This window comes from Paenibacillus sp. FSL R7-0210 (assembly GCF_038009085.1).
Lineage (GTDB): Bacteria > Bacillota > Bacilli > Paenibacillales > Paenibacillaceae > Paenibacillus_AQ > Paenibacillus_AQ silagei.
This window is the reverse complement of the sequence record NZ_JBBPAR010000001.1, coordinates 5,945,950-5,971,007: the sequence shown is the minus strand read 5'-3', so window position 1 is coordinate 5,971,007 and position 25,058 is coordinate 5,945,950. Positions and strand designations below refer to the sequence as shown.

At 55.2% G+C, this 25,058-nt stretch carries 22 protein-coding genes; 14 read left to right on the top strand and 8 right to left on the bottom strand.

Annotation, left to right across the window (positions count from 1 at the left end):
- The first annotated feature begins 265 nt into the window (after nt 1-265).
- The gene (locus tag MKY64_RS25190; protein ID WP_036732785.1) at nt 266-631 is read left to right on the top strand and encodes an ArsR/SmtB family transcription factor; all 366 of its coding nucleotides are present in this window, start codon (nt 266-268) and stop codon (nt 629-631) included.
- Nucleotides 632-968: 337 nt separating this feature from the next.
- Here MKY64_RS25190 and MKY64_RS25185 read toward each other — a convergent pair whose 3' ends face one another.
- Nucleotides 969-1,961, bottom strand: coding sequence for a cation diffusion facilitator family transporter (locus MKY64_RS25185; protein ID WP_340956516.1), 993 nt, complete (start codon nt 1,959-1,961; stop codon nt 969-971).
- Nucleotides 1,962-2,231: 270 nt separating this feature from the next.
- Between MKY64_RS25185 and MKY64_RS25180 the strand changes: the two genes are divergently transcribed.
- Together MKY64_RS25180 and MKY64_RS25175 are read left to right on the top strand one after the other, a co-directional pair.
- Nucleotides 2,232-4,559, top strand: coding sequence for a heavy metal translocating P-type ATPase (locus MKY64_RS25180; protein WP_340956513.1), 2,328 nt, complete (start codon nt 2,232-2,234; stop codon nt 4,557-4,559).
- Nucleotides 4,560-4,743: 184 nt separating this feature from the next.
- On the top strand, nt 4,744-6,771 hold the full coding sequence (locus MKY64_RS25175) for a methyl-accepting chemotaxis protein (protein WP_340956511.1): 2,028 nt from the start codon (nt 4,744-4,746) through the stop codon (nt 6,769-6,771).
- Nucleotides 6,772-6,862: 91 nt separating this feature from the next.
- Here MKY64_RS25175 and MKY64_RS25170 read toward each other — a convergent pair whose 3' ends face one another.
- The 3 genes from MKY64_RS25170 to MKY64_RS25160 all read right to left on the bottom strand — a co-directional run bounded on the left by MKY64_RS25170 (nt 6,863) and on the right by MKY64_RS25160 (nt 9,065).
- The gene (locus tag MKY64_RS25170) at nt 6,863-7,825 is read right to left on the bottom strand and encodes an L-lactate dehydrogenase (RefSeq protein ID WP_036732776.1); all 963 of its coding nucleotides are present in this window, start codon (nt 7,823-7,825) and stop codon (nt 6,863-6,865) included.
- A gap of 271 nt (nt 7,826-8,096) precedes the next feature.
- Entirely contained in the window at nt 8,097-8,603 is a 507-nt protein-coding gene (locus MKY64_RS25165) for a CcdC family protein (RefSeq protein WP_340956509.1), read from the bottom strand.
- Nucleotides 8,604-8,804: 201 nt separating this feature from the next.
- Nucleotides 8,805-9,065, bottom strand: coding sequence for a GlsB/YeaQ/YmgE family stress response membrane protein (locus MKY64_RS25160; RefSeq protein ID WP_036732764.1), 261 nt, complete (start codon nt 9,063-9,065; stop codon nt 8,805-8,807).
- A gap of 257 nt (nt 9,066-9,322) precedes the next feature.
- Between MKY64_RS25160 and MKY64_RS25155 the strand changes: the two genes are divergently transcribed.
- Nucleotides 9,323-10,375 (top strand): lactonase family protein, encoded by a 1,053-nt coding sequence (locus MKY64_RS25155; protein WP_340956507.1) that lies wholly within the window; start codon nt 9,323-9,325, stop codon nt 10,373-10,375.
- A 99-nt stretch (nt 10,376-10,474) separates the two neighbouring features.
- Here the strand turns inward: MKY64_RS25155 and MKY64_RS25150 are convergent, their stop codons facing one another.
- Nucleotides 10,475-12,802 (bottom strand): poly(ethylene terephthalate) hydrolase family protein, encoded by a 2,328-nt coding sequence (locus tag MKY64_RS25150; protein WP_340956506.1) that lies wholly within the window; start codon nt 12,800-12,802, stop codon nt 10,475-10,477.
- A gap of 407 nt (nt 12,803-13,209) precedes the next feature.
- Here MKY64_RS25150 and MKY64_RS25145 point away from each other — a divergent pair, with 407 nt between their 5' ends.
- From MKY64_RS25145 to MKY64_RS25130, 4 genes are all read left to right on the top strand, one after another.
- Entirely contained in the window at nt 13,210-14,331 is a 1,122-nt protein-coding gene (locus MKY64_RS25145) for a sulfate ABC transporter substrate-binding protein (protein WP_036732757.1), read from the top strand.
- A gap of 111 nt (nt 14,332-14,442) precedes the next feature.
- Nucleotides 14,443-15,294 carry a sulfate ABC transporter permease subunit CysT gene (gene cysT, locus MKY64_RS25140; RefSeq protein ID WP_339253162.1) on the top strand — a complete coding sequence of 284 codons (852 nt, stop codon included), beginning with the start codon at nt 14,443-14,445 and terminating at the stop codon, nt 15,292-15,294.
- A 173-nt stretch (nt 15,295-15,467) separates the two neighbouring features.
- Nucleotides 15,468-16,331: a sulfate ABC transporter permease subunit CysW gene (gene cysW, locus MKY64_RS25135; protein ID WP_340956503.1), complete on the top strand. Its 864-nt coding sequence runs from the start codon at nt 15,468-15,470 to the stop codon at nt 16,329-16,331.
- 100 nt (nt 16,332-16,431) lie between these two features.
- Nucleotides 16,432-16,653, top strand: a complete 222-nt coding sequence (locus MKY64_RS25130; protein ID WP_036732753.1) for a YezD family protein — start codon at nt 16,432-16,434, stop codon at nt 16,651-16,653.
- Between the two features lie 327 nt (nt 16,654-16,980).
- Here MKY64_RS25130 and MKY64_RS25125 read toward each other — a convergent pair whose 3' ends face one another.
- A complete protein-coding gene (locus MKY64_RS25125) occupies nt 16,981-17,448 on the bottom strand; it encodes a VOC family protein (RefSeq protein ID WP_036732749.1) in 468 nt (155 codons plus the stop codon).
- Nucleotides 17,449-17,491: 43 nt separating this feature from the next.
- Nucleotides 17,492-17,800, bottom strand: a complete 309-nt coding sequence (locus MKY64_RS25120) for a hypothetical protein (protein ID WP_340956501.1) — start codon at nt 17,798-17,800, stop codon at nt 17,492-17,494.
- A 228-nt stretch (nt 17,801-18,028) separates the two neighbouring features.
- On the opposite strand from MKY64_RS25120, the gene MKY64_RS25115 reads away from it, so the two are divergent.
- From MKY64_RS25115 to MKY64_RS25105, 3 genes are all read left to right on the top strand, one after another.
- The gene (locus tag MKY64_RS25115) at nt 18,029-18,442 is read left to right on the top strand and encodes a GNAT family N-acetyltransferase (RefSeq protein ID WP_340956500.1); all 414 of its coding nucleotides are present in this window, start codon (nt 18,029-18,031) and stop codon (nt 18,440-18,442) included.
- Nucleotides 18,443-18,502: 60 nt separating this feature from the next.
- Complete coding sequence (locus MKY64_RS25110; RefSeq protein WP_036732742.1) at nt 18,503-19,135, top strand: NAD(P)-dependent oxidoreductase; 633 nt, start codon at nt 18,503-18,505, stop codon at nt 19,133-19,135.
- Between the two features lie 445 nt (nt 19,136-19,580).
- Nucleotides 19,581-21,335 carry an NAD(P)H-hydrate dehydratase gene (locus MKY64_RS25105; protein WP_340956497.1) on the top strand — a complete coding sequence of 585 codons (1,755 nt, stop codon included), beginning with the start codon at nt 19,581-19,583 and terminating at the stop codon, nt 21,333-21,335.
- Nucleotides 21,336-21,984: 649 nt separating this feature from the next.
- On the opposite strand, the gene MKY64_RS25100 is transcribed toward MKY64_RS25105, so the two are convergent.
- Entirely contained in the window at nt 21,985-22,440 is a 456-nt protein-coding gene (locus tag MKY64_RS25100) for a hypothetical protein (RefSeq protein ID WP_036732735.1), read from the bottom strand.
- Between the two features lie 370 nt (nt 22,441-22,810).
- On the opposite strand from MKY64_RS25100, the gene MKY64_RS25095 reads away from it, so the two are divergent.
- From MKY64_RS25095 to sdaAA, 3 genes are all read left to right on the top strand, one after another.
- The gene (locus MKY64_RS25095; protein WP_340956490.1) at nt 22,811-23,221 is read left to right on the top strand and encodes a GNAT family N-acetyltransferase; all 411 of its coding nucleotides are present in this window, start codon (nt 22,811-22,813) and stop codon (nt 23,219-23,221) included.
- Nucleotides 23,222-23,461: 240 nt separating this feature from the next.
- The gene (gene sdaAB / locus MKY64_RS25090; protein ID WP_340956488.1) at nt 23,462-24,178 is read left to right on the top strand and encodes an L-serine ammonia-lyase, iron-sulfur-dependent subunit beta; all 717 of its coding nucleotides are present in this window, start codon (nt 23,462-23,464) and stop codon (nt 24,176-24,178) included.
- Nucleotides 24,175-25,053 (top strand): L-serine ammonia-lyase, iron-sulfur-dependent, subunit alpha, encoded by an 879-nt coding sequence (sdaAA, locus tag MKY64_RS25085; protein ID WP_340956487.1) that lies wholly within the window; start codon nt 24,175-24,177, stop codon nt 25,051-25,053. Before sdaAB ends, sdaAA begins: the two co-directional genes overlap by 4 nt.
- Nucleotides 25,054-25,058 lie beyond the last annotated feature (5 nt).

The following is a 25,058-nucleotide window of genomic DNA, read 5'->3' as shown; positions in this document are numbered from 1 at the left end:
GTTAGAAGAGGAAAACCTTTCTTTTCGGGGTTTTTAGATGTACAGACTACAACTATCACTGAATGTTCGAAGCGAACCCGAACGAAACTGATCATACTAGCTGATCTCGCTGACGGATAGGCTATACATCGCCGCATGTTTAAGTGAATTCCCTCCCGTATTTTCTTCTCAATGGACATTGGACGCCATTTTTTCTATAATTAATCGTAGAAGATACTATTAAGCGCCGGTGACACCGGATGAGCATATGGAGGAGGGCGGGAGCATGGAACCAGCGGCACTTGAAGAATGCGACAACACCTGTAATGGTTCCGAACTGGAACCGGAATCGATGGCCTTGATTCTGCCGGACCGTGAGATCACAGATAAGATGGCAGAAATGTTCAAGGCACTGGGTGATCCGACAAGAGTTCGGCTGATCTACGCGTTATCCCAGCAGGAGCTATGTGTGCATGACTTGTCCTCTATACTGGATATGGGACAATCGGCAGTCTCCCATCAGCTCCGCTATCTGCGCAATCTGCGGATTGTGAAGCGCCGCAAGGAAGGTAAGACCGTATATTATTCGCTGAATGATGCACATGTGGAGCAGATTTTCCTGCAGACCCATGAGCATATCCGGCATGAATAGATTGTTATGATAGCAAAGGGGCTGCCCCCAAGCCAGGTAACGGCTTGGGGCAGCCCCTTTTATATTATGATGTGCGATAAACCAAATATATGTGGAAAACAGCATACAATCGGTCGTTGTGAGGGCAAGTGGTTCGAATATATGTGGAAAACAGCATACAATTGGTCGTTGTGAGGGCAAGTGGTTCGAATATATGTGGAAAACAGCATACAATCGGTCGTTGTGAGGGCAAGTGGCCGAATATATGTGGAAAACAGCATACATTCGGCAGGCATACAGAATCGTTAGATTTTCCTCGGACTCCCTCATTCTCCCTTACCCGCTTACCACCTCTTCCTCAGACCGGAAGATCACCGTGCTTCACAGCAGAATTCTCAATTTGCAGTGTGGAGTGCTGGATGCCGAAATTCTCTTCCACTAATTTAAGTGCCTGCTGCAGCACCTGCTCCGTATTCACCCCGTCTTTGATCAGCAGATGACCGCTGAGAGCATCCAGGCCGGAGGTGATGGTCCAGATATGCAGGTCATGCACATCCTGAACCCCTTCAATTTGAAGTAGCGCCTTTTCGACCTCTTCGGCATTCACGCTAAGCGGAGTTCCTTCCATAAGGATGTGGAAGGCCTGCTTGATGACACCCCAGGCGCTGCGCAGGATGAGCAGGGCGACCAGCACACTGATGATAGGGTCTGCCACATACCAGGAGAACAGGTTCATAATCAGTCCAGCCGCCAGCGCGCCGACGGAGCCGAGAGCATCGCTGATTACATGCAGGTAAGCGCTGCGGATATTGATATTGTCTTTAGCCCCGCTTTTGCGCATCAGTGACCAGGCGCTGACGAGGTTGGCCAGCAGTCCGACACTGGCAATCAGCATCATCGTTCCGCTGGCTACCACCGGAGGGGCGGAGAAGCGCTGGAAAGCTTCATACATAATGAATCCGGAGATTACAAACAGGGTCACCCCATTGAACAAAGCCGCCATAATCTCAAACCGGTGGAAGCCGTAGGAGTTCTTGGAGGATGCCGGTTTCACCGCGATAATCATGGCCACAAGGCTAAGGGCAAGGGAGGCGGTATCGCTGAGCATATGCCCCGAGTCGGACAAGAGAGCCAGGCTCCCGGTGAACAGGCCACCGAAGAATTCAAGGAACATAATACCGCCGGTGATAATTAAGGCGATCAGCAGGCCTTTCTTATTATCCGGTGCGTGGGAATGTGCATGTGAATGTGCATGTGAATGGGAGTGGGAATGCGAATGCCCGCCAGCGTGCGAATGAGTGTGTGTTCCAGCATGTGAGTGAGTGTGTGAATCGGTTTTGGAATTGTTCATTAGATAGGACCTCTTTTCAGTTAACATATGAATGATTGCTCATATGTTAATATTATGGCCAGCTCAGACAAATTACAAGCTTTTTTATATAGATGAAGAATAGTTTGTCCAAAATAACTCCATCGGCATCCAGATTCTTCACAGTACATAATTAGCCACAATCTGTGGGCTGAATGCATTGACACTGCATGATTCAGGGGAATATAATAGGTGTAAGTTAACATATGAACAAATACTCATATATAGGGACGATCAAGGGAGATGAGTCATTTGAGTACGGTAGAAGACAATGTGAAGCGCAAGTGGGTCCTGGATGGGCTGGACTGCGCGAACTGCGCTATGAAAATCGAGAATAAGGTCAAGAAGATTGAAGGCGTGTCCTCCTGCTCCGTCAACTTCGCGACGAAGACCATGACACTGGAGACAACAGCTGCTGCTGCAGATGAGATCGCGAAGCAGGCTGAGCATACGGTAACCAAGCTGGAGCCGCATGTGAAGCCGCGTGCGGTTCGAGCTTCGCGTGCGGTCAAGAAGCCGTTGTCTGCGGAGGGGGCAGCTCAGGTACGCGGCGTAGCGGTTCAAGGACAGGGTCATGTTCATACCCACGGCGAACCGCACGGTCATGAGCATGCCCATGGAGAAGGACATTCCCATGAAGAGGGGCACCCGCATTCACATGCTGCTGAGCATAGCCACAGCAAGGAGGAATCACATGGCCACGGACACAGCCATGAGCATGGGGAGGGCGATACGCGCCGCATCCTGATGCGGCTGGGCGGCGGTGCCATTCTGGCTGCGGCTGGCATGTTCCTGCCGGTCAGCGGGATCACCGAGCTGCTGATCTTCCTGGCAGCTTATCTGATTGTCGGCGGAGAAGTCGTCCTCGCCGCTGCCCGGAATATTGTAAGGGGCCAGGTGTTCGATGAGAACTTCCTGATGGCCCTTGCGACCATCGGCGCCTTCGCCATCGGCGAATATCCCGAAGGCGTTGCGGTTATGCTCTTCTATCAGGTAGGTGAGCTGTTCCAGGGAATGGCGGTGAACCGTTCACGCCGTTCGATCACAGCGCTGATGGATATCCGGCCGGAGTTCGCCTATCTGAAGGAAGGCAGTAATCTGCGGAAGGTGTCCCCCGAAGAGGTTAGAGTAGGAGACAGCATCGTAGTTAAGCCCGGTGAGAAGGTTCCGCTGGACGGGATTATTCTGGAGGGCAGCGCGATGATGGATACCTCGGCACTGACCGGAGAATCCGTTCCCCGTTCTACTCAGCCGGGCAGCCAGGTACTCAGCGGATTCATTAACCGCAATGGTGTGATTACCATTGAAGTGACCAAGGACTTCGGTGAATCGGCAGTCTCGCAGATTCTGGAGCTGGTCCAGAATGCTACGAATAACAAAGCAAAGACAGAGAATTTCATCACCAAATTCGCCCGTGCCTATACGCCGGTCGTAGTCATAACAGCGCTGCTGCTGGCCGTGGTTCCGCCGCTGATTCTGAGCGGAGCCACCTTCTCCGACTGGATCTACCGTGCACTGGTCTTCCTCGTTATCTCTTGCCCTTGTGCGCTTGTCGTGTCGATTCCCCTCGGGTTCTTCGGCGGGATCGGTGCCGCGTCGAAGAACGGGATTCTGGTGAAGGGCAGCAACTATCTGGAAGCCTTGAATGATGTGAAGATCGTTGTGTTCGATAAGACTGGAACCTTGACCAAAGGCCAGTTCACGGTAACCGGCAATGTTCCGGCGGAAGGCTTCACAGAGCAGGAGCTGCTGCGGGTAGCGGCTTATGCGGAGAGCCACTCCGGCCATCCGATTGCGGAATCCATCCGTGCGGCCTATGGCGAAGCTATTCCGGGTGAAGCCATTACCGGCTATAACGAAATTTCCGGCCACGGCATCGCAGTTACCGTGGAGGGGAAGGCAGTGCTGGCCGGGAATGCGCGACTGATGGAGCGTGAAGGGATTACCAGCGTAACTCCGCAGGAGTACGGGACGATCGTTCATATTGCTGTAGATAAGCGCTACGCAGGCTATCTCGTCATTGCAGATGAAGTGAAGGACGATTCGCTTAAGGCGATTCAGGCTCTGAATGCATTGGGAATCCGCAAGACGGTTATGCTGACGGGTGACGCCGCTCCGGTAGCCGAGTCTGTCGGCAGACAGCTGGGCATTCAGGAGATTCATGCTGAGCTGCTGCCGGGAGATAAGGTCGCAGCGATTGAACAGCTGGAGCGGGAAAAGGGACCGAAGGAGAAGATCATTTTTGTCGGGGACGGGATTAATGATACTCCGGTGCTGGCCAGAGCGGATGTCGGGATTGCCATGGGCGGACTTGGCTCGGATGCGGCCATTGAGGCAGCGGATATTGTAATCATGACGGATGAGCCTTCCAAAATCGCTTCCGCCATCGGGATCGCCAAACGGACACGGACCATTGTCTGGCAGAACATTGCTTTTGCGCTGGGAGTCAAAGCGGTCTTCCTGCTGCTGGGAGCGTTCGGAATTGCCACTATGTGGGAGGCCGTATTCTCAGATGTCGGAGTTACTGTACTCGCTGTACTGAACAGCATGCGCGCCTTACAGCCGCCGAAATCGTTATAATCGTGTAAGATGAATCGATAATGAAATAATTATGAAAAGTATAAGCCTTAATGATCCTAATTTTTGGGTCTTAAGGCTTATTTTTATTGTATGTATTATGCTTTTTGTCTATTTATGCCGATATATCAATATATATATTTACAGCATATGGAAGACCAGAATGGGTTTCTAGGGGGATTTTGCGGTGAATGAGGGAAGTGTACGGTCAAAATTGAAAATGAATGCAAAGAACGGAAAATCATTATCGCTGCAAAGCAAGTATTCGCTTGTTATTTTGGCAATTGCTATTGTACCTCTGCTCGGCGTCACGATTTTTTTCATGCAGTACTTCGGGGGTGTCACCAGAGACGATAGCGAGGAGCTCGCCCAGAATATTCTGGAGATGAACACTACACGCATCGTAGAGTGGCTGAATACGCGGACATCTGCGGTCCAGGAGCTGATTGCGCAGCATCCTGAATTCGATACCTCAAGACCGGATACTATTTTTCCTGTGGTCAAGGTACTCGAAGAGAGCGATACTCAGTCCGAAGGCTACAGCGTCATTAACAAGCAGGGCATTCTGGCTAATTCCCTTAAGCTTACGGCGGATGTAGGCCAATCGGCATATTTCCTGCAGGCCAAGGAGAGTCTTGCTCCGGCGGTAGCGGAGATGTCTTATCTGGAACAGCTCAGTAAATATATTATCCCGGTATTCGTTCCGGTCGTGGACAAGGACAAGCAGTTTGGCGGCGGTATCGCCTTCTCGGTGACACCGGACATTCTGATGGAGATGGGCAAAAACATCCACGTGGGCGATACCGGCTACGGATATGTGATCTCTGGCAAGGGTGATTATTACGCCTACTCCGAGACCGAGCGGATCGGCAAGAATATCGCGGATTACGCGAAGACCACAGAGATGAAGCAGGCCGTAGAGCATATTCTCGGCAAGGAAGCAGGCTCGGAAGTTTATAAGGGAGAGGACGGCAAGCAGGTGATTACCTATTTCCGTACCGTCCCGGGCACAGACTGGAAGCTGCTGATTACGGTTCCCAAAAGTGAGATTACCGCCAAAGTCACCTCAGCCCAGCGGATATCCACATTGTTCATTGCAATCATCATTCTGGCGGTCGTTGCCTTGGCCTTGTATCTGACCCGTCTGATTGTGAAGCCGATTGTGGCGATCTCCGGGGTGATGAAGAAAGTAGCGGACGGCTATCTCAGCGAACGGGTGACCGTGCGCTCGGGTGATGAGATCGGCCAGATGAGCCAGAGCATTAATGATATGATCGGATCATTGTCCGGCATTGTCGGCAAAATCGATGCTACCGTGGAGCAGGTTGCTGTCTCGGCAGAACGCGTGCTGAAATACGCCAGTCAGACCTCGAATACATCGGCAGAGATTGAGACGGTCGTCCAGGAGGTCGCGCATGGAATGGGCGAGCAGTTCAAAGGCTCGGAGCAGGCGGCCAGAGCTACGGAGGAGATGGCGATCGGGCTGCAGCGGATTGCGGAATCCTCGGTTAATGTGTCCGACCAGGCGGAGACAGTCAGCGCCGAGGTCGAGAACGGCTATGTGGAGATTCAATCCACACTTAAGCAGATGAATGTCATCAGCGGCGCTGCGGAGGAGACCTCGGCCCTGATCAGCAATCTGAGCGGGCAATCCGAACAAATTGGCCAGATTGTTGACGTAATCTCCGAAATCTCCAATCAGACGGGGCTGTTATCGCTCAATGCGTCGATTGAAGCGGCCAGAGCAGGCGAGCACGGGCGCGGGTTCGGCGTGGTGGCGAATGAAGTGAAGAAGCTGGCGGAGCGCACGAACAGCGCCATTGTGAACATTGTGGAGCTGATCCGTCAGATTCAGGAATCCACCAGAGCGGCCGAGGTCTCTATGGAGAAGAGCATTGCTGAGATCGGAGACGGGATGGGTAAAATGCAGAATGTAGGCACCTCCTTCGACCATATCCGCTCGTCCATCCGTGAGGTATCGGTTCAGATCCAGGACGTCTCTGCCGTCAACGAGCAGATGTCCGCCGGGACAGAAGAGATTACGGCCTCCATTTCCGACATGCTGATTATTGCCAGAGATTCTGCCGAGAGCGCCGAGATGGTGGCGGAGGCTTCCACCGAGCAGCGGAATCTGATGGGCCAGGTTGTCACCTCAGCCGAATCCCTCAACCAGCTGATGAGCGAATTGCGCAGCGAGATCGAGAAGTTTCAATAATATCAGGTAAAATCATCGCAAACACCCCTCTGCCCCACAGGTTACTGTGTGAAGCAGAGGGGGGTTTGCGGTATAGGCTGTGCTGTTAAGCTTAGTGCTGCTCCTCCAGCGTGAGGCTATCAATTCCCGCGCGGATGATATTGCAGGAGTCGGTGAATTTAGCCATCTCTGTATCGCTGAGGTTCAGCTCCAGCAATTCCTGAATACCGCTGCTGCCGATAATGGCCGGAACTCCGGCGCATACGCCGCTTTGTCCGTATTCCCCGTCCAGGATGGCGGAGACGGCGATGATTTTGTGCTCGTCATTCAGAATGGAGCGGGTGATATAAGCGAGGGCACTGCCGATCCCGAAGTGAGTCGAACCCTTGCGCGTAAAAATCTCCCAGCCGGCATCCTTCGTCTTGCGGGCGATATCCATAAGGTCCAGGCTGCTGAAGCGCTCGCGGTGCTGCTCCATAATCTGCAGAATCGGCTTGCCGCCGATTGTCACATGGGACCAGGCTACGAACTGCGACTCCCCGTGTTCGCCAAGGGCGTAGCCGTTGACGCTGCGCGGATCAATCGTGAACACCTCCGACAGCAGTGTCTTCAGCCGGGAGGAGTCGATGGAGGTGCCTGTGCCGATCACCCGGTGCCGCGGCAGGCCGGAGATCTGCCAGACCATATAAGTTACAATATCTACAGGGTTCGCAGCGACGACGAAGATCCCATCGAAGCCGCCCGCCATAATCTCGGTGATGATCTCCCGGGTAATTACAGCAGCGGCATCCAGTACATCCAGCCGGGTCTGCCCCGGCTTGGGATTGGCGCCTGCCGTCAGAATGACGACATCCATCCCCGCACAGTCACTGGCGGTGCCGGCATAGACCTTGGTGCGTGTTCCGGTGAAGTCCATGCAGTGCGAGAGATCAAGCGCTTGTGCCATGGCGCGGTCGTAGGTACGGTCGATCATCATGATCTCATCGCATATGGCTTGATTCACCATGGAATAGGCAACGCTTGAGCCGACCATGCCGGAGCCGACGATTGCCACTTTTCTCGATTTACTTTTCAATTGCCCAGTCCCCACTCTCTACAAGTATGGTACTATTCTAACTGATCTCATCGCAAGTTACCTGACATCGCACCGAAAATGCCCGCCGCACCCGTCCGTTATTTGGCCATAATTCACATGGAAGGTTAGAGTATCAGGGTTCTTATGAATTATAATATGCAGCTGATGGGTATTTGGGAAGACAGAAGGAAAGGGTGTTCCCGGCAGTCCTCCCTAAGGCTGCCGGGGACACCCCCTTGTACATAATTATATAATCCATCCCGGCCTCACCCTAGACCCGGGGCTGCGGAATCTGCGGCTCGGCATGCAGCATTCCGGTATAGTGCTTATACATGAACAGTCTCCAGTGGAGGATCATGCCGAAGGCCAGAATGAAGAATAATCCGCCGGACTGCGGAACAGAGACATACCGGTTGATGAACTCATGGAGCAGGGTGCGGACCAGCAGCAGTCCAAGCAGAATGAAGGCGAAGCTCTTGGAGCGCTGGGCATAGATCAGCCCTTCACGTTCTTCGAACCGCGTACTGCGGATTAGCGGGTAGGCAAAAATAAACCAGCCGACCAGGAAAGCCGCTACCGCCCACCACCAGGGGAAGCGCACTTCCGGTACGACGAACATGGCGAAGCCGGTGGACATGCCAAGCGGCGGAATCCATATTTTGCGGATGGTTACCGGGCGGGCGCTGGCCTTCATGCGGATAAAAATCACCATCAGCGCCATGAATACTGCTCCCAGCGTGGAGCCCACATGCAGAAGTGAGGGGTTGATGTTACCCATAATTCACGTTCCTCCTCTGTGATTTCGGTCACTATTTACTTCATTATAGCAGATAATGAACGGATTTCATTAATGATGCGCAGCCTGCCTCATACGGGTGATCTGCCTGAAGCACACAGCAAACCCGCCAGAGTCTAACCCCGGCGGGTCTGCTTGCTAAGTATAGTTCAGCAGCTTCAGGAAAGAATGCTGCCATAGAGCTTAAGAGCGGCTACGTCCGCCAACCGAACGCAGAATCAGGCTTACGATAAAGATCAGAACCACAGCACCGATCAGTGAAGGGAAGACATAGTAGTCGCTGATCTTAGGTCCCCAGCTTCCCAGCAGCATGCCGCCGAGCCATGAACCGAGAATACCAGCGATAATGTTGCCGATAATTCCGCCCGGAATGTCTCTACCCATAATCAACCCGGCCAGCCAACCAATTACGCCACCAACAATCAACATCCATAGTAAACTCATTAACTTTCAGCTCCTTTTGTGTTTGTTGTCTTCGATGGTTACTATTAACCTCATGCACAGCGTTTAAACCAAGTGTTAAATTTTGCCGGCACACATTTATTTAGTATTCCAGTCTGTCCAAATTTATGCTGTTTAACCCTGATAACGTAGTGGGTACATAAAGATGTTATAGTGAATTTATGGTTCACCCGCTGAGTGAGTATAGGGGTGTACAGGGTATATAAGCTTATATACTATACAATAAAGGAGCCGCTGCCATGCACCAGCCTAATGAAGTATTATTCTATATTGGAACGTACAACAGTGAGGAGAGAGAGGCCATCCTGCTCGGTGCGCTGGATAAGGAGAGCGGAGAAATGAGGGTTATGGGCGGTACCCGGGGGATCCAGAACCCTTCCTATCTGGCGGTTAATGCGGCGCAGACGGTATTATATGCTGTGAGTGAGCAGGATGAGGGTGAGGTTCATGCCTACGCCATTGATCCCGGCAGCAAAGCGCTGCATCCGCTGGGCAGCAGAGCGACCGGGGGCGGCGCGCCCTGCTATGTCTCGGTGGCTCCGAAGGGAGATTACATAGCCGTGTCTAACTATACGGGAGGGAATGTCAATGTGTTCCCGCTGAATGAGGACGGGTCATTACAGGAGATGTCCTCCCAGGTGAAGCATGAGGGCTCGGGAATCCGCAGCGACCGTCAGGAGGCCCCCCATCCCCATTCCGTGATTCCGGACAAGACGGGTGATCATGTGCTGGTCTGTGATCTCGGTCTCGACCAGATCGTGTTCTATCGTGTGGAGGACGGGAAGCTGGTCACTCACCGGGAGGTAGAGCTTCCTCCAGGCTCAGGACCGCGCCATCTGGCGGTTCATCCTTCGCGGCAATGGATCTATCTGGTTAATGAACTGAACAATACGGTTACCGTGTTCGCCAATGATGAGCCTCAGGGCAATCTGAAGCTCCTGCAGAGTATCAGCAGTCTCCCGGAGCATTATACCGCCGGAAGTGATGATACGGCTGCAGATATCCATGTATCACCATGCGGACGCTACCTCTACGTATCCAACCGTGGGCATGACAGCATCGCACTGTTCCATATTGATAAGGCTACGGGTCTGCTGGAAACGGAGGACAGGGTGACTTCCGGGGGACGGACACCGCGTAATTTCGCTCTGATCGGCGGCATGCTGCTCGCTGCTAACCAGAACAGCGGCAATATTGCCTCCTTCCGCATAGACAGTGAGACCGGACGGCTGATCCCTACCGGCAATGAGCTGGAAGTGCCGGCACCTGTCTGCCTTGTAGCCCTGGACTAACCTGGACAAGCATCTCTGTGCAGGAACAGCAAAGCCCCCTGTCCGCAGTATGGCGGACAGGGGGCAATTTTGGCTTTTTATAAATAGAATGATGTCCGGTTAATTCACTTCTGTCAGCGGGTCCTCCCGCTCATAGAAGCCGATGTCATCCAGCATAATCTTGTCTTCTGTCCCTTGCAGATAAAAGGTGATGTCTGTCAGACTATCCGGATCAAGCTCGGGCTCTTCCTCAAGGAACAGCTCGAAGGGCAGCTTGTACGTCTGGTAGACGGCTTCCGAGAGGTTGCCGAATTTGCCGTCACTGATCCGCTCCTCCAGCCATGGACTAAGCGTAAACTCAGTCTGTGGCAGCGGCAGAATATCCATCACTTCGTCCAGGGGAATTCTTGCAGAGGTGTCTTTACTGTCGGTCAGCTCCACCTCTACCTCCGGGGAGAGCTCTGCCTCCGGCAGCGGCTTGGAATCTCCATCCTCGTTAGGACCGGAATTATGGTTCGCCAGAGAGAAGGTCAGTCCCTCTACGGCAGGGGATTCCGCAAGCGTCTGAGTCAGCGTGTCGCTAAGCCTAATGCTGTAAGCAGCCTCAAGATCCGTATGCTCCTGATCCGGGCTGCTGCTGCGCTCCAGCAGAATACCGTAAGAGGGCTTGTTGTTCCGTTCGCGGTCCTTTGCGGCCTCTTCGCTCCAGTGAAGCCCCGTAGTAGTAGAGACAGTCCCGCCTTGGACGGCGTCTCGGTTGCGGTCTTCATCATAGTCCGCCACCGTGATATAGGCCCCGCTCTGGAAGCGGTTATAGTAGGCGGTATCCGGCAGCCACCGGGCACCGCTGCGGTAATCGCGGAACAATTGCCGGTACTCGCTCCTCCCGTGCAGCGTGGTCTCCAGGAAGGCAGAGACATAGACCTTGGCGATTCTCCGCTGCTCCTCCCCGTCCATGATCCGGGAGCGCTTCAGGAACAGGCCGGTAGGCAGCGTCTGGTCATATAGCCCCCAGTCCGTATTGAACTGGCTGTGATTAGCGTCGGCAATATAGAGCGAACTTTTGAAGCCAGGGGTATTGCCGGTGTAGGAAGAGCGCATATATTGACGATCCCCGTAGAAATCATGTACATCGCCGTCACGGGCGCCCTGGAGTGTCAGATAGCTCACATCGGTTAGACGGGCCTGCTTGCTGTCGATCATTTTATCCGTAGGAGCCAGGGCAATAACCGAAGTAATATGGAACTGCTGAATAGCGTCCAGAACCGGATCACTGCCGAACCAGCGTGCCGCATCCGCAGCCATGGCTACGGCCTGCCCGCCGCGGCTGTGGCCAAGCAGTGCAACAGAGTCATAATCAACCTTCTGGTAAAAGGGGGTGCCGGGCTGCTCCGCGAAGCTGCCGATCTGCTGCAGATGCTTCAGAATCATCCAGGTCCGCGCCTTGAAGTCGTTGTCCGGAATACCCGACCAGGCCGAATAATTCAGGAAATTCTCATCCAGGGTGACCGCGATGAAGCCCCGGCTGGCCAGTAATTCACCAAGATAGGCATAGCCGTCCTCGGAGAAGTCCTCCATCATATGGTTGCCATGGACCATGAGCACCAGCGGATAAGGCCCGTCCCCATCCGGCATCCACACTCTGGCATTCAGCGGGAGGGAAGCGGGATCGAACCCCCAGAACAGGGTCCGCAGCACGGGCCAGGAAGAGATATATTCGGTAGCATCCACGGAAGCAGAGGCTAGCAGGACATCCTTGCCATACGCCTTGCGCTGCAGATCCTTGCCGCTGCCATAGGTGAAGGTGTGGAACTCATAGTCGCCCGGCTGGGCGGGATCGTCCGCCGTTACGGGAAGCACCTGTCCGTCCGCCGCCAGACTCTGAAGCGAGGGTACAGGTACCGGGCTGCTTCCCGTCCCATAGCCATAGGCCAGTGCGAAGGGGGAGAGCAAGAGTGCCGCTGCCAGCAGACCACCGGTGAACATTCTCCGGGTCCGCAGCAGACCGGCCGCAAGTCCCCCTATCCCGCAGGCCAAGGCTGCGATACAGGCGACAACGGCTGCAGCTCCAAGCTCCAGATCGGAAAAATACAGGATCAGCAATACAGTCCCATAGGTGCTGAGCAAAGAGCCTGCGAACAGATGCGGACAGCGGAGTCCGGTTAGGGAGAGCAGCACAGCCAGCAGATTGCCGGCCAGCGCCATAACTAGCGTCCCCGCGCCGGCTGCCAGCATAATATCCGCTGCGCTTCCGAGTCCGGTAGGAATACCCATAATAACTATAGAAAAAGCCAGAATGCATAGCGTCCACGGGCCGCTGAGCGCAGTCCTCCATAAAGTAGTATCATACCTGTACGTCTCCAGGATACGTCTGCCCAGTTCTCTGAATACACGCCTGTGCAGCCGTGGTCCCTGCGGCGCGGGACCATACTCCAAATCCATTCCCATGATTATTTCCCCCGGTGTAAGCGGCAATAATAGAAACTGCGATGCCGTTTCTATTTATATGAATTCGCTCTATTTTCGCTCAATAAGATGTAGCAATGATATTACTTTGGGGCAACAATAACAAGTGGGTCTTACAGGAACGGGCGCCACTTCCTGCCCCGGGTTCAGCGATCGCCGTCTTTCATTCAAAGTGAAAAAAAGGTTTGACAGCGCGGGAAGCGTTCAGTATTATATCTGTATAACCTACTAAATGGGTAGGAATAATCGAATAAGTTCTTACCGTACAGACGGAGGAACGCCTGCTTCAGGCTCGCAGATACGTGTCTATAAGACCGGTTTGACTTGCCGCAAGCGGGCTTTCCTGCGTCTATTGCTTGTTACAAGACTATTATGGGGGAGTGGTTGGGATGACAAAAGGGATCAAGAAGGGGCTTCTCGCCGGGGTTGCATTGATATTGACGGCAGGGCTTACGGCTTGCGGGAACAGTAATGCAGGGAATAGTGCGGGTGCAGGAACAGCGGCCCCGGCAGCAACAGAAGCGGCTGCGAATGCATCTTCAGCACCGGAAGCCACCCAGACACAGGCCAAAGATCCGGTGGAGCTGCTGAATGTATCCTACGATCCGACGCGTGAGCTGTATGAGAACTATAACAAAGCCTTCGCCGCCTACTGGGAGAAGGAGACCGGCCAGAAGGTAACCGTTAAGCAATCGCATGGCGGATCGGGCAAGCAGAGCCGGGCTGTACTGGATGGCCTGGAGGCGGATGTCGTTACGCTGGCGCTCGGGTATGACATTGATGCGCTTCAGGAGGCCGGCTTGATTGGCGCGGACTGGCAGAGTAAATATGAGCATAACAGCTCCCCATATACCTCCACCATCGTCTTCCTGGTCCGTAAAGGCAACCCGAAGGGCATCAAGGATTGGCCGGATCTGCTTAAGGACGGCGTAGAGGTCATCACCCCTAACCCCAAGACCTCCGGCGGTGCCCGCTGGAACTACCTGGCTGCCTGGGGCTATGCGCTGGACCACAATAATAATGATGAAGCCAAGGCTCAGGAATTCGTGCAAAAGCTGTTCAAGAATGTACCGGTCCTGGACACCGGAGCACGCGGCTCAACCACTACCTTCGTGGAACGCGGCATCGGAGATGTGTTGATCGCCTGGGAGAATGAGGCTTATCTGTCCATCAAGGAGCTGGGTCCGGATAAATTCGAGATTGTGAATCCGTCAGAGAGTATTCTGGCTGAGCCGCCGGTTGCTGTGGTGGATAAGGTCGTCGATAAAAGAGGAACGCGTGAGGTAGCAGATGCCTATCTGAAATATCTCTACACCGAGGAAGGCCAGAAGATTGCTGCCGAGAACTATTACCGTCCGACACTGGATAGCGTAAAGGCCGAGTTCAAGGATCAATTCCCGGAGATCAAGCTGTTCACCCTGGCGGATAAATTCGGAACCTGGAAGGAGACGCAGGCGAAGCACTTCAATGACGGTGGGATTTTCGACAAAATCTACGTACCGGGCAGCTGACAGCGGAGTTCGTGAACGATGATGAAGAAGCGGAAAGACCATACTGACAGGCGGAATTCCGCCAGAGGCTGATCGGCCATATGCCGAAGGCAGGAAAGGATGAATGGGCAGATGAATGTCACGACCAAAGCTGCTGCAAGGACGGTATCAAGGCGCAGGCTGCTGCCGGGGTTCGGGATTACGATGGGATTCAGCGTGCTGTATCTGAGTCTTGTGGTCCTGCTGCCGCTGTCCGCACTGCTCTTTAATTCAACGGGGCTGAGCTGGGCGAAATTCTGGGATGTGGCTACGGATGCCCGCGTCTTGGCCTCCTACCGTGTCAGTCTGAGTACGGCGGGCGCTGCGGCCCTGATCAATGTTTTTCTGGGACTGCTGCTGGCCTGGGTGCTGGTGCGGTATGAATTCCCCGGCAAAAGAATCTTCGATGCCCTGATCGACCTGCCGTTCGCGCTCCCTACAGCCGTGGCGGGCGTATCGCTGACCGCCCTCTATTCCCAGAACGGCTGGATCGGCTCCCTGCTGACGCCGCTCGGCTTCAAGGTTGCCTTCACGCCGCTGGGCATCACGCTGGCGCTGATGTTCATCGGCATTCCCTTTGTCGTCCGCACGGTGCAGCCGGTGCTGGAGGATCTGGACAGGGACATGGAGGAAGCCGCTGCTACGCTGGGGGCAGGCCGCGGGCGCACCTTCCTGCGGATTGTCCTGCCCGAGCTGCTCCCGCCGCTGCTTACGGGCTTCGCCCTGGCGTTCGCCCGGGGCATCGGCGAGTACGGCTCTGTCGTGTTTATCTCCGGCAATATGCCGATGCGCACAGAGATCGCCCCGCTGCTGATCATGTCCAAGCTGGAGCAGTTCGATTACGCCGGAGCCACCGCCGTGGCCCTGATTCTGCTGCTGCTCTCCTTCCTGATGCTGCTGGTCATCAACAGCCTTCAGCACTGGGCGCGGAGGAGCTCGCGATAAGAGAGAACGGGTATGCTTCATAAAACTTAAGCATATGCTTCCGAAGCGAGTTTTGTTAGGAGCGGATTCAGGATGCATATACTAACAAAACTTAAGCATATGCTTCCGAAGCGAGTTTTGTTAGGAACGGATTCAGGATGCATATACCAACAAAACTTTTAGGAGGAATAAATATGGCCGGTACGGTTCCCCTGCATGTCCCCGGGCCGCGTACAGGTGCGTCATCGCCTTCTACGACGGAGTCACAAGCGGTGAAATGGGTGCTCATCTCCCTGGCGGGACTGGTCCTGCTCTGGCTGATTGCGCTGCCGCTGATTATTGTGCTGGTGGAGTCGCTGAAGCGGGGGCTGGATGTCTACTGGGCCGCATTGACCGACCCGGATGCCGCCTCGGCGCTGAAGCTGACGCTGCTGGTCGCCGCCATTACGGTTCCGCTGAATACGGTCTTTGGGGTAACGGCGGCGTGGGCGGTAACCAAGTTCCGTTTTCGCGGCAAGGGCTTTCTGGTGACGCTGATCGATCTGCCTTTTGCCGTATCACCGGTGATTGGCGGGCTTATCTTCATTCTGGTGTTCGGCTCGCATGGCTGGTTCGGCCCCTGGTTAAGCGACCACGATATCAAAATCGTCTTCGCCCTGCCGGGCATCGTGCTGGCTACGCTGTTTATCACGTTCCCGTTCGTCGCCCGTGAGCTGATTCCCCTGATGGAGGAGCAGGGCACACAGGAGGAGGAGGCTGCGATTACGCTCGGTGCGCACGGGTGGCATATCTTCTGGCGCGTAACGCTGCCGAATATCAAGTGGGGCCTGCTCTACGGCATTATTCTCTGTAATGCACGGGCCATGGGTGAGTTCGGGGCCGTCTCGGTGGTGTCCGGGCATATTCGCGGGGAGACGAATACGTTGCCGCTGCATGTCGAAATTTTGTACAACGAATATCAGTTCTCGGCATCCTTCGCGGTGGCTTCTCTGCTGCTCCTGCTGGCACTGGTGACGATGGTTGTAAAAAGCCTGCTTGTACGCAAAAATGCTCATTGACAGCTATTGGGTGCCGTGCTAAGTTAATTCATAGTATACAAGTTGGTAATAACGGAATTTAGGCAGAGTTATTCCCTAACCGGGAAAGGGAGGCTTGCGAATGGCTAAACCACTGAAGGTGGATGAGGTATGGCTTGCGCGGATAACGGAACTGCTCGACGATATGGAATTCGGCTCCTTGCACATCGTAGTGCATGAAGGCCAAATCGTACAGATGGAGCGCACGGAGCGCAAACGTTTCGAGAACAGCACAGCAAATTCACGTGGTAGTGGAGAGACCGGAAGCCGGCGGACCGATACCCGTGCAGGGGGACGAGGATAATACAGAAAGACCTTCCATTGGGCAACCAATGGAAGGTCTTTCTTGTGGTATAGGAAATTATGATTTTCTTCTGTTGTGAATAAGTGGCGCGCAGGCGTGTGGCTCAAATGTATGCGGAAAACAGTATACATTGTGCTCACATGCAGACGTGTGGCCCGAATGTGTGCGGAAAACAGCATACATTGTGCTCACATGCAGACGCGTGGCCCGAATGTATGCGAAAAACAGCATACAGTTGCTGGCATGCAGGCATGTGGCCCGAATGTATGCGGAAAACAGTATACATGTCGGTTTCCCTGTAGGTTCCTCTCAGCATGGCTGCTGGAACTAATCGCTGGACTTCCTGCACAGCTCCTCCCACTCCTCAAAAGACAGCTTGCTTGTGATCGTCTTCAACCCCTGAGGGACTTCGATATGACACATCAGCTCCAGAGAGTTGCCGTCCGGATCATTGAAGTAAACCGAGGCATTGCCTTGATGGGGGCGGATAAAAGGCTCAACCGTGCTTCTGCTGCCGAAAGGAACCGGGTCAATCTGTAGGGAACGCAGCCAGGCGAGCGATTGCTTCAGGTCCTCATAAGTGACTTCGAAGGCAATATGCCTCAGGGAAGGGTGATAAGGGGTCTGAACCTCCGGCCCTTCCCATAATCCGATCCAGCTCCGCCCCTCTGTAATCCAGAAGAACGCGGTGTCCTCATCGCGCCAGGCGAATTTCAGTCCCAGTCTTTTATAGAATTCAATAGATGCTTCCAGATTAGAAACGGGTAAATGGGCTTCGTATAATCCTTTAATCATAATTAGTAAGGTACTCCTTGTTCATTGATTAATGTGCTTACTGTCAGTAACGTGGATTGCGCCGTGATCCGCTTAGCCCTTCTACGAGCAGAATAATAGCGGTAATTGCATGCATCACCCAGCCGACAAAAGGAATCAAGGCAACCACCGAGGTGACCACGCCCACTACATTCCCGATAATCGGACCGCGCTCTCTCAGCAGAATGATTATGGCTACAGCATGCAGCAGAAAAGCGATTCCTAGCGGCGCCCAGGCATTTGCCACCACAAAGCTTCCCCCGATAATCGGCAGCGCCAGAAAAGCCTCATAAGCGAAAGTTCCCCATTTAAACAGTTTCCCTGTAGGAGACATAATTACTTCACCAACCTTCCAAAATAGTAGTGTTGCTTGTCTATCCACAGTTTACCCAAGGACACGGGGTAAGAATAACCTGCCCGTCTGCAGAGTGCAAGTGCTGTGTTTTGAGTTATTGTACGCCGAAGGAGGCGGGGCGTTTCAATTTTGAACAAATACATATATATTGGTATCAGTATAGCAGGCGGGTTATGCTTGCAGATTGCAGTAAATAGGAGGAGTGGCATGACAAATTCAGCACAGCCGGAGATCCGGCAGGAGTTGCCCTCAGTAGAGGATTATATCGCACTGCGGCAGGAAGCCGGGCTTAGTCCGATGAGCATAGAGGGGGCGGCAGTCGGACTGCCTAACTCTGCTTTTGCGGTGACCGTGTATGCGGGGGATCTGCTGGTGGGAATGGGCAGGGTTATTGGGGACGGGGGATGTTTTTTTCAAGTGACGGATATAGCAGTGAAGCCTTCCTTCCAGGGACGGGGTCTCGGAAAAACCATCATGGGGGAAATCCGCGCATTCCTGGACAGTGTGCCGGAGAAGGCATATATCAGTCTCATTGCTGACGGGGAAGCGGCCAAGCTGTATGCCAAATACGGGTTCGCGCCGGTAATGCCTGCTTCACAGGGAATGTTCCTGCGGCGATAAATCGTGTGAATTCGTGTAATGCTAATGGATAGCAGATTAGGAAAGTGAGGCAGCGGGAGAATGGATATTGTAGTGTTTGGAGCATCGGGCAGGGTTGGAAGTGCCATCGTACAGGAAGCGTTAAAAAGAAAACATGAGGTCACGGCTGCGGTACGCAGACCTGAAGCCTTCAGCCTTCAGCATGAGCGGCTGCAGGTGACGGCTGCTGATCTGCTGGACCCGGCCTCGGTAACGGCAGCCGTGCGCGGACATGAGGAGGTAATCAGTGCTTTCGGTCCGGCGGCAGGGCATGAGAATGATCTGCTGCGGGTAGCGGATTCACTGCTGGAGGGGCTGCGGGCGGCTGGGCTTGAGCGTCTGATCATTGTCGGCGGAGCAGGCAGCCTCAAGACGGAATCGGGAGAATGGCTGATGGACACCGCCGGATTCCCGGAGGACTACCGCGCGCTGGCTTCGGCTCATGCTAATGCCTATGAGATCTATAGGGGGTCGGAGCTGGACTATACGTATCTTAGTCCGCCTGCCGCTCTGGTAGACGGGCGCCGTACCGGCCAATTCCGCATCGGCCTCGACCGGCTGATTGTAGACGAAGACGGCCGGAGCAGCATCAGCATCCAGGATTTTGCCGTGGCGGTCATCGATGAGCTGGAGGAAGGCAATTTCAGCAGAGCCAGGTTTACTGTAGGGTATTGATGGGGGGTACGCGGAGGCGGAAGGTGAAAAGGCAGAGGTAGAGTCGGCGGCGGGTTTAATCGCACTCTGTACAACTAAAACGCCTGATTTTCCACCGATTATCCGTTAAGTTGCAGTCTGTACATTTAAAAATGCCGCTGTGCCGGGATTCTCTCCAATTGGGCAGATTTAGTTGTACAAACTACAGTTAGAAGAGGCCAGCCTTGATTTTGAGTGTTTTTAGGTGTATGGAATGCAACTATGGATCCAATTATGCTTATCTGATCCTCAAGACTAAGCAGTTGGGATCATAACCTATCTAACATAGAAGTCCTCTTCGTAGCGGGAGGGCTTTTTGCTGTTCTGGGGGCTTGTTGCTCGTTGGCTGCCATGAGCTACCTGGGTTATTTGCTTGCTGAAACGGGACTTAGTACAATCGAAGCAACTATGAAGGAGGTCTGGACCAATGGATGTGGTGACAGCGGAGGAGATGCGGGCATTCGACCGCGACACGATCGAGCGGCTGGGCATCCCGGCCATCGCCCTGATGGAAAATGCGGGACGGGCCATTGCCGAGGAGCTCATCGCCCTATGCCGCCGCCGGGCAAGTGAAGCTGGTGTGCCTGGTGGCAGGGTGTGGGGGGCTGGAGCGGGAGCGGCTGGAGGTGGAGCGAAGCGGGATGGAGCGGGAACGACAGGTGGCGGAATGATGCGGAACGGAGCGGAAGCAGCTGGTGACGTAGCGGGCGCCTTAAGCGGGCGCGGGGCGCCTGGCTTCGGCGCTGACGCTGCGGGCTTCTCTGTCAGCGGAGATGCAGCGCTGACGCTTGCCGCTGCCGGCGGAGAGCATTGGCTCGTCCTCGCCGGCAAGGGCAATAACGGCGGCGATGGCCTCGCCGCCGCCAGGCACCTGCGTGAGGCCGGCATCGCCGTCACGCTGGTGTACGCGGCCGCGCCGGAGTCGCTGGCCGGCGAAGCCGCGCTGCAGCGTGATGCCGCTGCAGCTATGGGCATTCCTGCCGTAGTCTACGGCAGAGACGCCCTGGACCTTGCCGCATGCAGCGGCATCGTGGATGCGCTGCTCGGCACAGGCAGCGCGGGAGCCCCGCGCGGTGCCTATGCGGAGCTGATTGCCGCTGCGAATGCCAGCGGCAGGGCCATTGTGTCCGCGGACATCCCCAGCGGGCTGGATGCGGACACGGGGGAGACGCATGAGCCCTGCATTCATGCGTCAGTGACCGTCTGCCTCGCGTTCCTGAAGCGGGGGCTGCTGCAATATCCCGGCGCGCAGGCCGCCGGGCGGGTCGTGGTCCGCTCCATCGGCATACCCGCTGCCCTTGCCCGGGAGGGCGGCGTCCAGGTCAGTCTCCTGACGCCGGAAGTACTGACGGCGCGCCTGAAGGTTGACCTGGCGCGCCGCCGTTCGCCCGAGGGCCACAAGGGCACCTACGGGCATGTCCTGCTTGCAGCAGGAAGCCTGCGCATGAGTGGCGCAGGCCTGTTGTCTGCCCGCGCTGCACTGCGCGCAGGCTGCGGGCTGGTAACCTGGGCGCTGCCGGAGAAGCTGCTGCCCTATGTGATCGGTTCCGTACCGGAGCTGATGCTGGCCCCGGTCACCGGAGGTGACGGGGAGTGGAATGCGGGTACGGCCGCTGAAGTGCTGCGGCTGAGTACCAGCCGCGATTGTACAGCCATCGGCCCCGGCCTGGGCCGGTTCGAAGGAGACACGGAGTGGCTCCGCAGACTATGGGAGGAGACGGAGGGTCCTATGGTTATTGATGCGGATGCGCTGAATATACTGGCGGATACCGATTACCGGAGCTGGAGCCGCCGCCATCCGGTTATTCTGACCCCTCATCCGGGGGAGATGGCCCGTCTGGCGGGGATATCTACAGCGGAGGTGCAGCGGGACCGGATCGGATTGGCATTGTCTTACGCAGTTCAGCATGGGGTAATCCTTGTGCTAAAAGGAGCCCATACCGTAATAGCAACGCCCGAAGGGCAGGCCTATATCAATATCACCGGGCATCCCGGTATGGGTACCGGCGGTGCGGGCGATGTGCTGACAGGCATCATCTCCGGTCTGCAGGCCCAGGGCCTGGAGGCGGATCAGGCCGCCGCGTTCGGAGTCTATCTACACGGGCTGGCTGGAGAACGTGCTGCCCGGAAGCGGGACCATCCTGCTGCCCTGATCGCCGGGGATATTATCGAGGCGCTGTAAATGTAAGCACCGGGTTTGATGTCTCCAACCAACAGCGCCAGCCCTCCATTTCATTAACAAGTTCAAGCTCTTGCTCGCTCTGGCGCACGGGCTGCTTGGAGTTCAAAGTCTATGTTAGTCTGCTGTCTGCTTTAGCGGATAACAGGTGGATTTTGTCCACCTGCTGATGAGCGGATGAGCTCTGGCGGGACGTTAGTTGGATAAACGGCACTTAATTTAGCACATTTCACCCCAGGCGACAAAACTAACTTTATTAGTTGGAGCTTTTCCACTTGCCTGCCTGTAAACGGCAGAAACGGATGAAATAAGACACATTTCTCCAATTGTTTGCTTCGGGCATCCTACTTGAGCGCGATGCACCGGACGATAAGAGTTAACGCAATGTGCCAGCGCGAGGTCATCGGGCCCAATGTAATCGAAAAACCGACCACATTGGTCGTGACGGAGACGTGTGGTCCAAATATAGTCGAAAAACCGACCACATTGGGCGTGACGGAGGCGTGTGGTCCCAATGTATGCGGAAAACCGAACACAATGTGCCGTGAGAAGGGTTTGCGGTTTCCGGATACTGATCCCATCCAGCCCGGTATCCAGCCTTACCCGCCATCCCGGCCCTCCCCAATGCTCCGCCCTGCCTGAACCCGCCAGGTCAGAACAAGACCAGACAGATCAGCGGAATGAACAGAGCGAAGAAGGGAAGCAGGATCGGGAAGCGTTCGCCCGCGATCTGGGCGATGCGGAATAGCAGCAGGATTGCGAGGCCGGTAAGGCCGGAGACAAGGGAGTCGCCGCCCTGCTCCGCAGCGAGCCACAGGCCGGCGCCATAGCCGGCAATGGCGTACAGGGCCAGCGCCGGGCTGAGCGAGGTGGAGCGGAACATGCGCAGGAGCGCATCGGCCAGGATGGCAGCCGGCAGGCCGTAAGCGTAGATGGCATAAGGCACCGATACCGGCCAGCCGGACGGAATTCCGTTCTCATAGCCATGGATCAGCATGAACAGGGAGATCAGGATGAAGGTCAATCCGGCGGCCGACAGCTTGGTCAGAGCGTACATGCCCGCATTCAGGCGGACAGAAGGCAGGTTGAAATCCTTGTGTTGATTCATCGCTATACATCCTCTCGGGTTGGGAATGAACAAGGCCGGCGTGACCGGCTGAAGCCTGGACATGGATCAGCTGGTAACGGTCCTGGTGCTGAGGGGGAAAAGCAACAGGCTGCACATGGGAGACCGTCTTTTCAAAATATAAGAAACTTATAGGTTTCACACGATAACTTATCCTTCTATTTCTCGCTGAAACGGTACCGTCCTTTCAAAGGACGGCAAAGCTGTTTCCACTTGCCATAATAAGGATACATGGGGTTCATCGGCGGTTACTCCTCCTTGCCTGCTCAGCTCTTCCGTATATGGGTATGCATGCGCCCAGAAAAGCGTGCGGCGTGAAGTGGAGTCATAAGCATAGAAAAGGGGAGAATGCATGATATATAGAGCAATGACAGGGGACGATTACGAGGCGGCTTACCGGTTGTGGGAGAATACGGACGGAATGGGCCTCAGTGAAGCCGACTCGCGTGAAAATATCATCCGTTATCTGGAGCGGAATCCGGGCATCAGCCAGGTGTGCGTGAAGGAGGACGGCACCCTAATGGGTACCGCGATGTGCGGGCATGACGGACGCAGAGGCTATATGTATCATGTGGCTGTCGCCAGCGGCAGCCGGGGAAGCGGTGCAGGCCGTGAGCTGGTGAGGCGTTGCCTTGCGGGACTGCGCGAAGCGGGCATAACGAAGTGCCATCTCATGGTGATCGAAGCTAATGTGCCGGGCCGCAGCTTCTGGACCCGTATCGGCTGGCAGGAGCGGGACGGCTTGGTGCTTTTCTCGAAATAGAATGTATAGACTTCACGCTATACATTCTCCTTTTACTTCTCGCTGAAACGGTACCGTCCTTTGTAAGGACGGCAAAGCCGTTTCCACTCGCAGAGCAGCGAATAATAGGTCACAATTCATGTAATAGTGTAGCTTTGGTGCGGACGCAGTATAATATATAGGTGCTGTACAATGAGCGGATGGACATCATTACATTATTCGCTGTACATGGCCGAATTCAGATAGCGGGAGACCAAAACTATGAGATTTAAAGATGTATTCTCAATTATAGGCCCGGCCATGGTCGGGCCTTCCAGTTCTCATACAGCGGGAGCCGCGCGGATCGGGCGGGCCGCAAGGCAGGTGCTTGGTGAGCTGCCGCGAGAGGCCGAGGTTACGTTCTTCGGTTCTTTTGCCGCGACTTATCAGGGACACGGGACAGACCGGGCGATCGCCGGAGGTCTGCTTGACTTCGCCACGGACGACTACCGGCTGCCGGATTCCATTGGGCTTGCGGCCGAAGCCGGGATGAGCATTTCCTTCGGTCAGGGAACGGGGCTGTTTCCCCATCCCAATACGGTCCGTCTGCGCCTTACAGGCAGGGAGAGCGGGACGGAGATGACCCTTACTGGCACATCCATCGGCGGCGGCAATATTGAGATTGTAGATATTGACGGCTTCAGCGTGAAGCTGACCGGCATGTACCCGACGGTGCTGATTCAGCATATGGATTATCTGGGTGTGCTGGCCAGTGTTACGGATGTCATGCGGGAGGGCCAGTTCAATATCGGACATATGTCACTCGACCGGAAGAACCGCAGCGGTGCAGCCCTAACGGTGCTGGAGCTGGATGAGCCAGCCACGGCGGAGCTGCTGGAGAAGCTGCGGGCACTTCCGGCAGTGAAGAGCGTCAAGGTAGTCGATTTGAACGGCAATACACAAGAACAGACACAGAAGGGGAAGGACATCACAACATGAATTTTCAAACACTCAGCCAGCTGGCTGTACTATGCGGGGAGCGGGAGCTTGGGATCGGTGCTCTGATGCTTGAGGAGCAGAGCGCCGAATCCGGCCGTTCCAAAGAGCAGGAATTCGCCACCATGCGCGAGTATTACGGGGTAATGAAGGAAGCGGTGCAGCGCGGCATGACCGAAGACACCACCTCACGCAGCGGCCTGACAGGGCTGGATGCCCAGCGGGTGGCCGCCTATAATGCAGCGGATGAGCCTTGTCTCGGGGGACCGGCAGGCCAGGCGATGGCGTATGCCCTTGCCGTCTCTGAAGTGAACGCTTCTATGGGCCGGATTATTGCCACACCGACTGCCGGCTCCTGCGGAATTATCCCCGGTGTGTTCCTGAGCTGTCAGGAGCGCTTCGGCTGGGACGATGATTATATGGTCTCCGGTTTGTTCGCGGCTGGAGCGATAGGGTATGTTATTGCTAATAATTCTTTTGTATCGGGTGCGGAAGGCGGCTGTCAGGCCGAGGTGGGCTCAGCGATCGGTATGGCGGCCGGAGCCTTGACTGAGATGCGCGGCGGGACTCCGGCACAGGCTGTACATGCAGTAGGTCTTGCGCTCAAAAATACACTGGGGCTGATCTGTGATCCGGTAGGGGGACTCGTGGAGATTCCATGCATTGTCCGCAACGGCTTCGGTGCCGTTACGGCGCTTGCGGCGGCGGATATGGCCCTGGCCGGCGTCCGCAGTGTGATTCCGTCCGATGAAGTGATTAAGGTCATGCTGGAGGTCGGCTCTGCGATGCCCGAGAAGCACCGGGAGACGGCCGGGGGCGGGCTGGCCCAGACCCCGACCGGCCGCCGGATTATGAAGGATCTGCGGAAACCGAAATAACCTCC

Excerpts from the sequence above, each read along its gene's own strand:
- MKY64_RS25160 (WP_036732764.1), bottom strand. The coding sequence starts at position 9,065 with ATGAGTTTACTATGGATGTTGATTGTTGGTGGCGTAATTGGTTGGCTG.
- sdaAA (WP_340956487.1), top strand. The coding sequence starts at position 24,175 with ATGAATTTTCAAACACTCAGCCAGCTGGCTGTACTATGCGGGGAGCGG.
- MKY64_RS25165 (WP_340956509.1), bottom strand. The coding sequence starts at position 8,603 with ATGGGTAACATCAACCCCTCACTTCTGCATGTGGGCTCCACGCTGGGA.
- cysW (WP_340956503.1), top strand. The coding sequence starts at position 15,468 with ATGGCCGGTACGGTTCCCCTGCATGTCCCCGGGCCGCGTACAGGTGCG.
- MKY64_RS25100 (WP_036732735.1), bottom strand. The coding sequence starts at position 22,440 with ATGAATCAACACAAGGATTTCAACCTGCCTTCTGTCCGCCTGAATGCG.
- MKY64_RS25145 (WP_036732757.1), top strand. The coding sequence starts at position 13,210 with ATGACAAAAGGGATCAAGAAGGGGCTTCTCGCCGGGGTTGCATTGATA.
- MKY64_RS25105 (WP_340956497.1), top strand. The coding sequence starts at position 19,581 with ATGGATGTGGTGACAGCGGAGGAGATGCGGGCATTCGACCGCGACACG.
- MKY64_RS25150 (WP_340956506.1), bottom strand. The coding sequence starts at position 12,802 with ATGGGAATGGATTTGGAGTATGGTCCCGCGCCGCAGGGACCACGGCTG.
- MKY64_RS25115 (WP_340956500.1), top strand. The coding sequence starts at position 18,029 with ATGACAAATTCAGCACAGCCGGAGATCCGGCAGGAGTTGCCCTCAGTA.
- MKY64_RS25185 (WP_340956516.1), bottom strand. The coding sequence starts at position 1,961 with ATGAACAATTCCAAAACCGATTCACACACTCACTCACATGCTGGAACA.
- MKY64_RS25125 (WP_036732749.1), bottom strand. The coding sequence starts at position 17,448 with ATGATTAAAGGATTATACGAAGCCCATTTACCCGTTTCTAATCTGGAA.
- sdaAB (WP_340956488.1), top strand. The coding sequence starts at position 23,462 with ATGAGATTTAAAGATGTATTCTCAATTATAGGCCCGGCCATGGTCGGG.
- MKY64_RS25095 (WP_340956490.1), top strand. The coding sequence starts at position 22,811 with ATGATATATAGAGCAATGACAGGGGACGATTACGAGGCGGCTTACCGG.
- MKY64_RS25155 (WP_340956507.1), top strand. The coding sequence starts at position 9,323 with ATGCACCAGCCTAATGAAGTATTATTCTATATTGGAACGTACAACAGT.
- MKY64_RS25120 (WP_340956501.1), bottom strand. The coding sequence starts at position 17,800 with ATGTCTCCTACAGGGAAACTGTTTAAATGGGGAACTTTCGCTTATGAG.
- cysT (WP_339253162.1), top strand. The coding sequence starts at position 14,443 with ATGAATGTCACGACCAAAGCTGCTGCAAGGACGGTATCAAGGCGCAGG.
- MKY64_RS25130 (WP_036732753.1), top strand. The coding sequence starts at position 16,432 with ATGGCTAAACCACTGAAGGTGGATGAGGTATGGCTTGCGCGGATAACG.
- MKY64_RS25190 (WP_036732785.1), top strand. The coding sequence starts at position 266 with ATGGAACCAGCGGCACTTGAAGAATGCGACAACACCTGTAATGGTTCC.
- MKY64_RS25110 (WP_036732742.1), top strand. The coding sequence starts at position 18,503 with ATGGATATTGTAGTGTTTGGAGCATCGGGCAGGGTTGGAAGTGCCATC.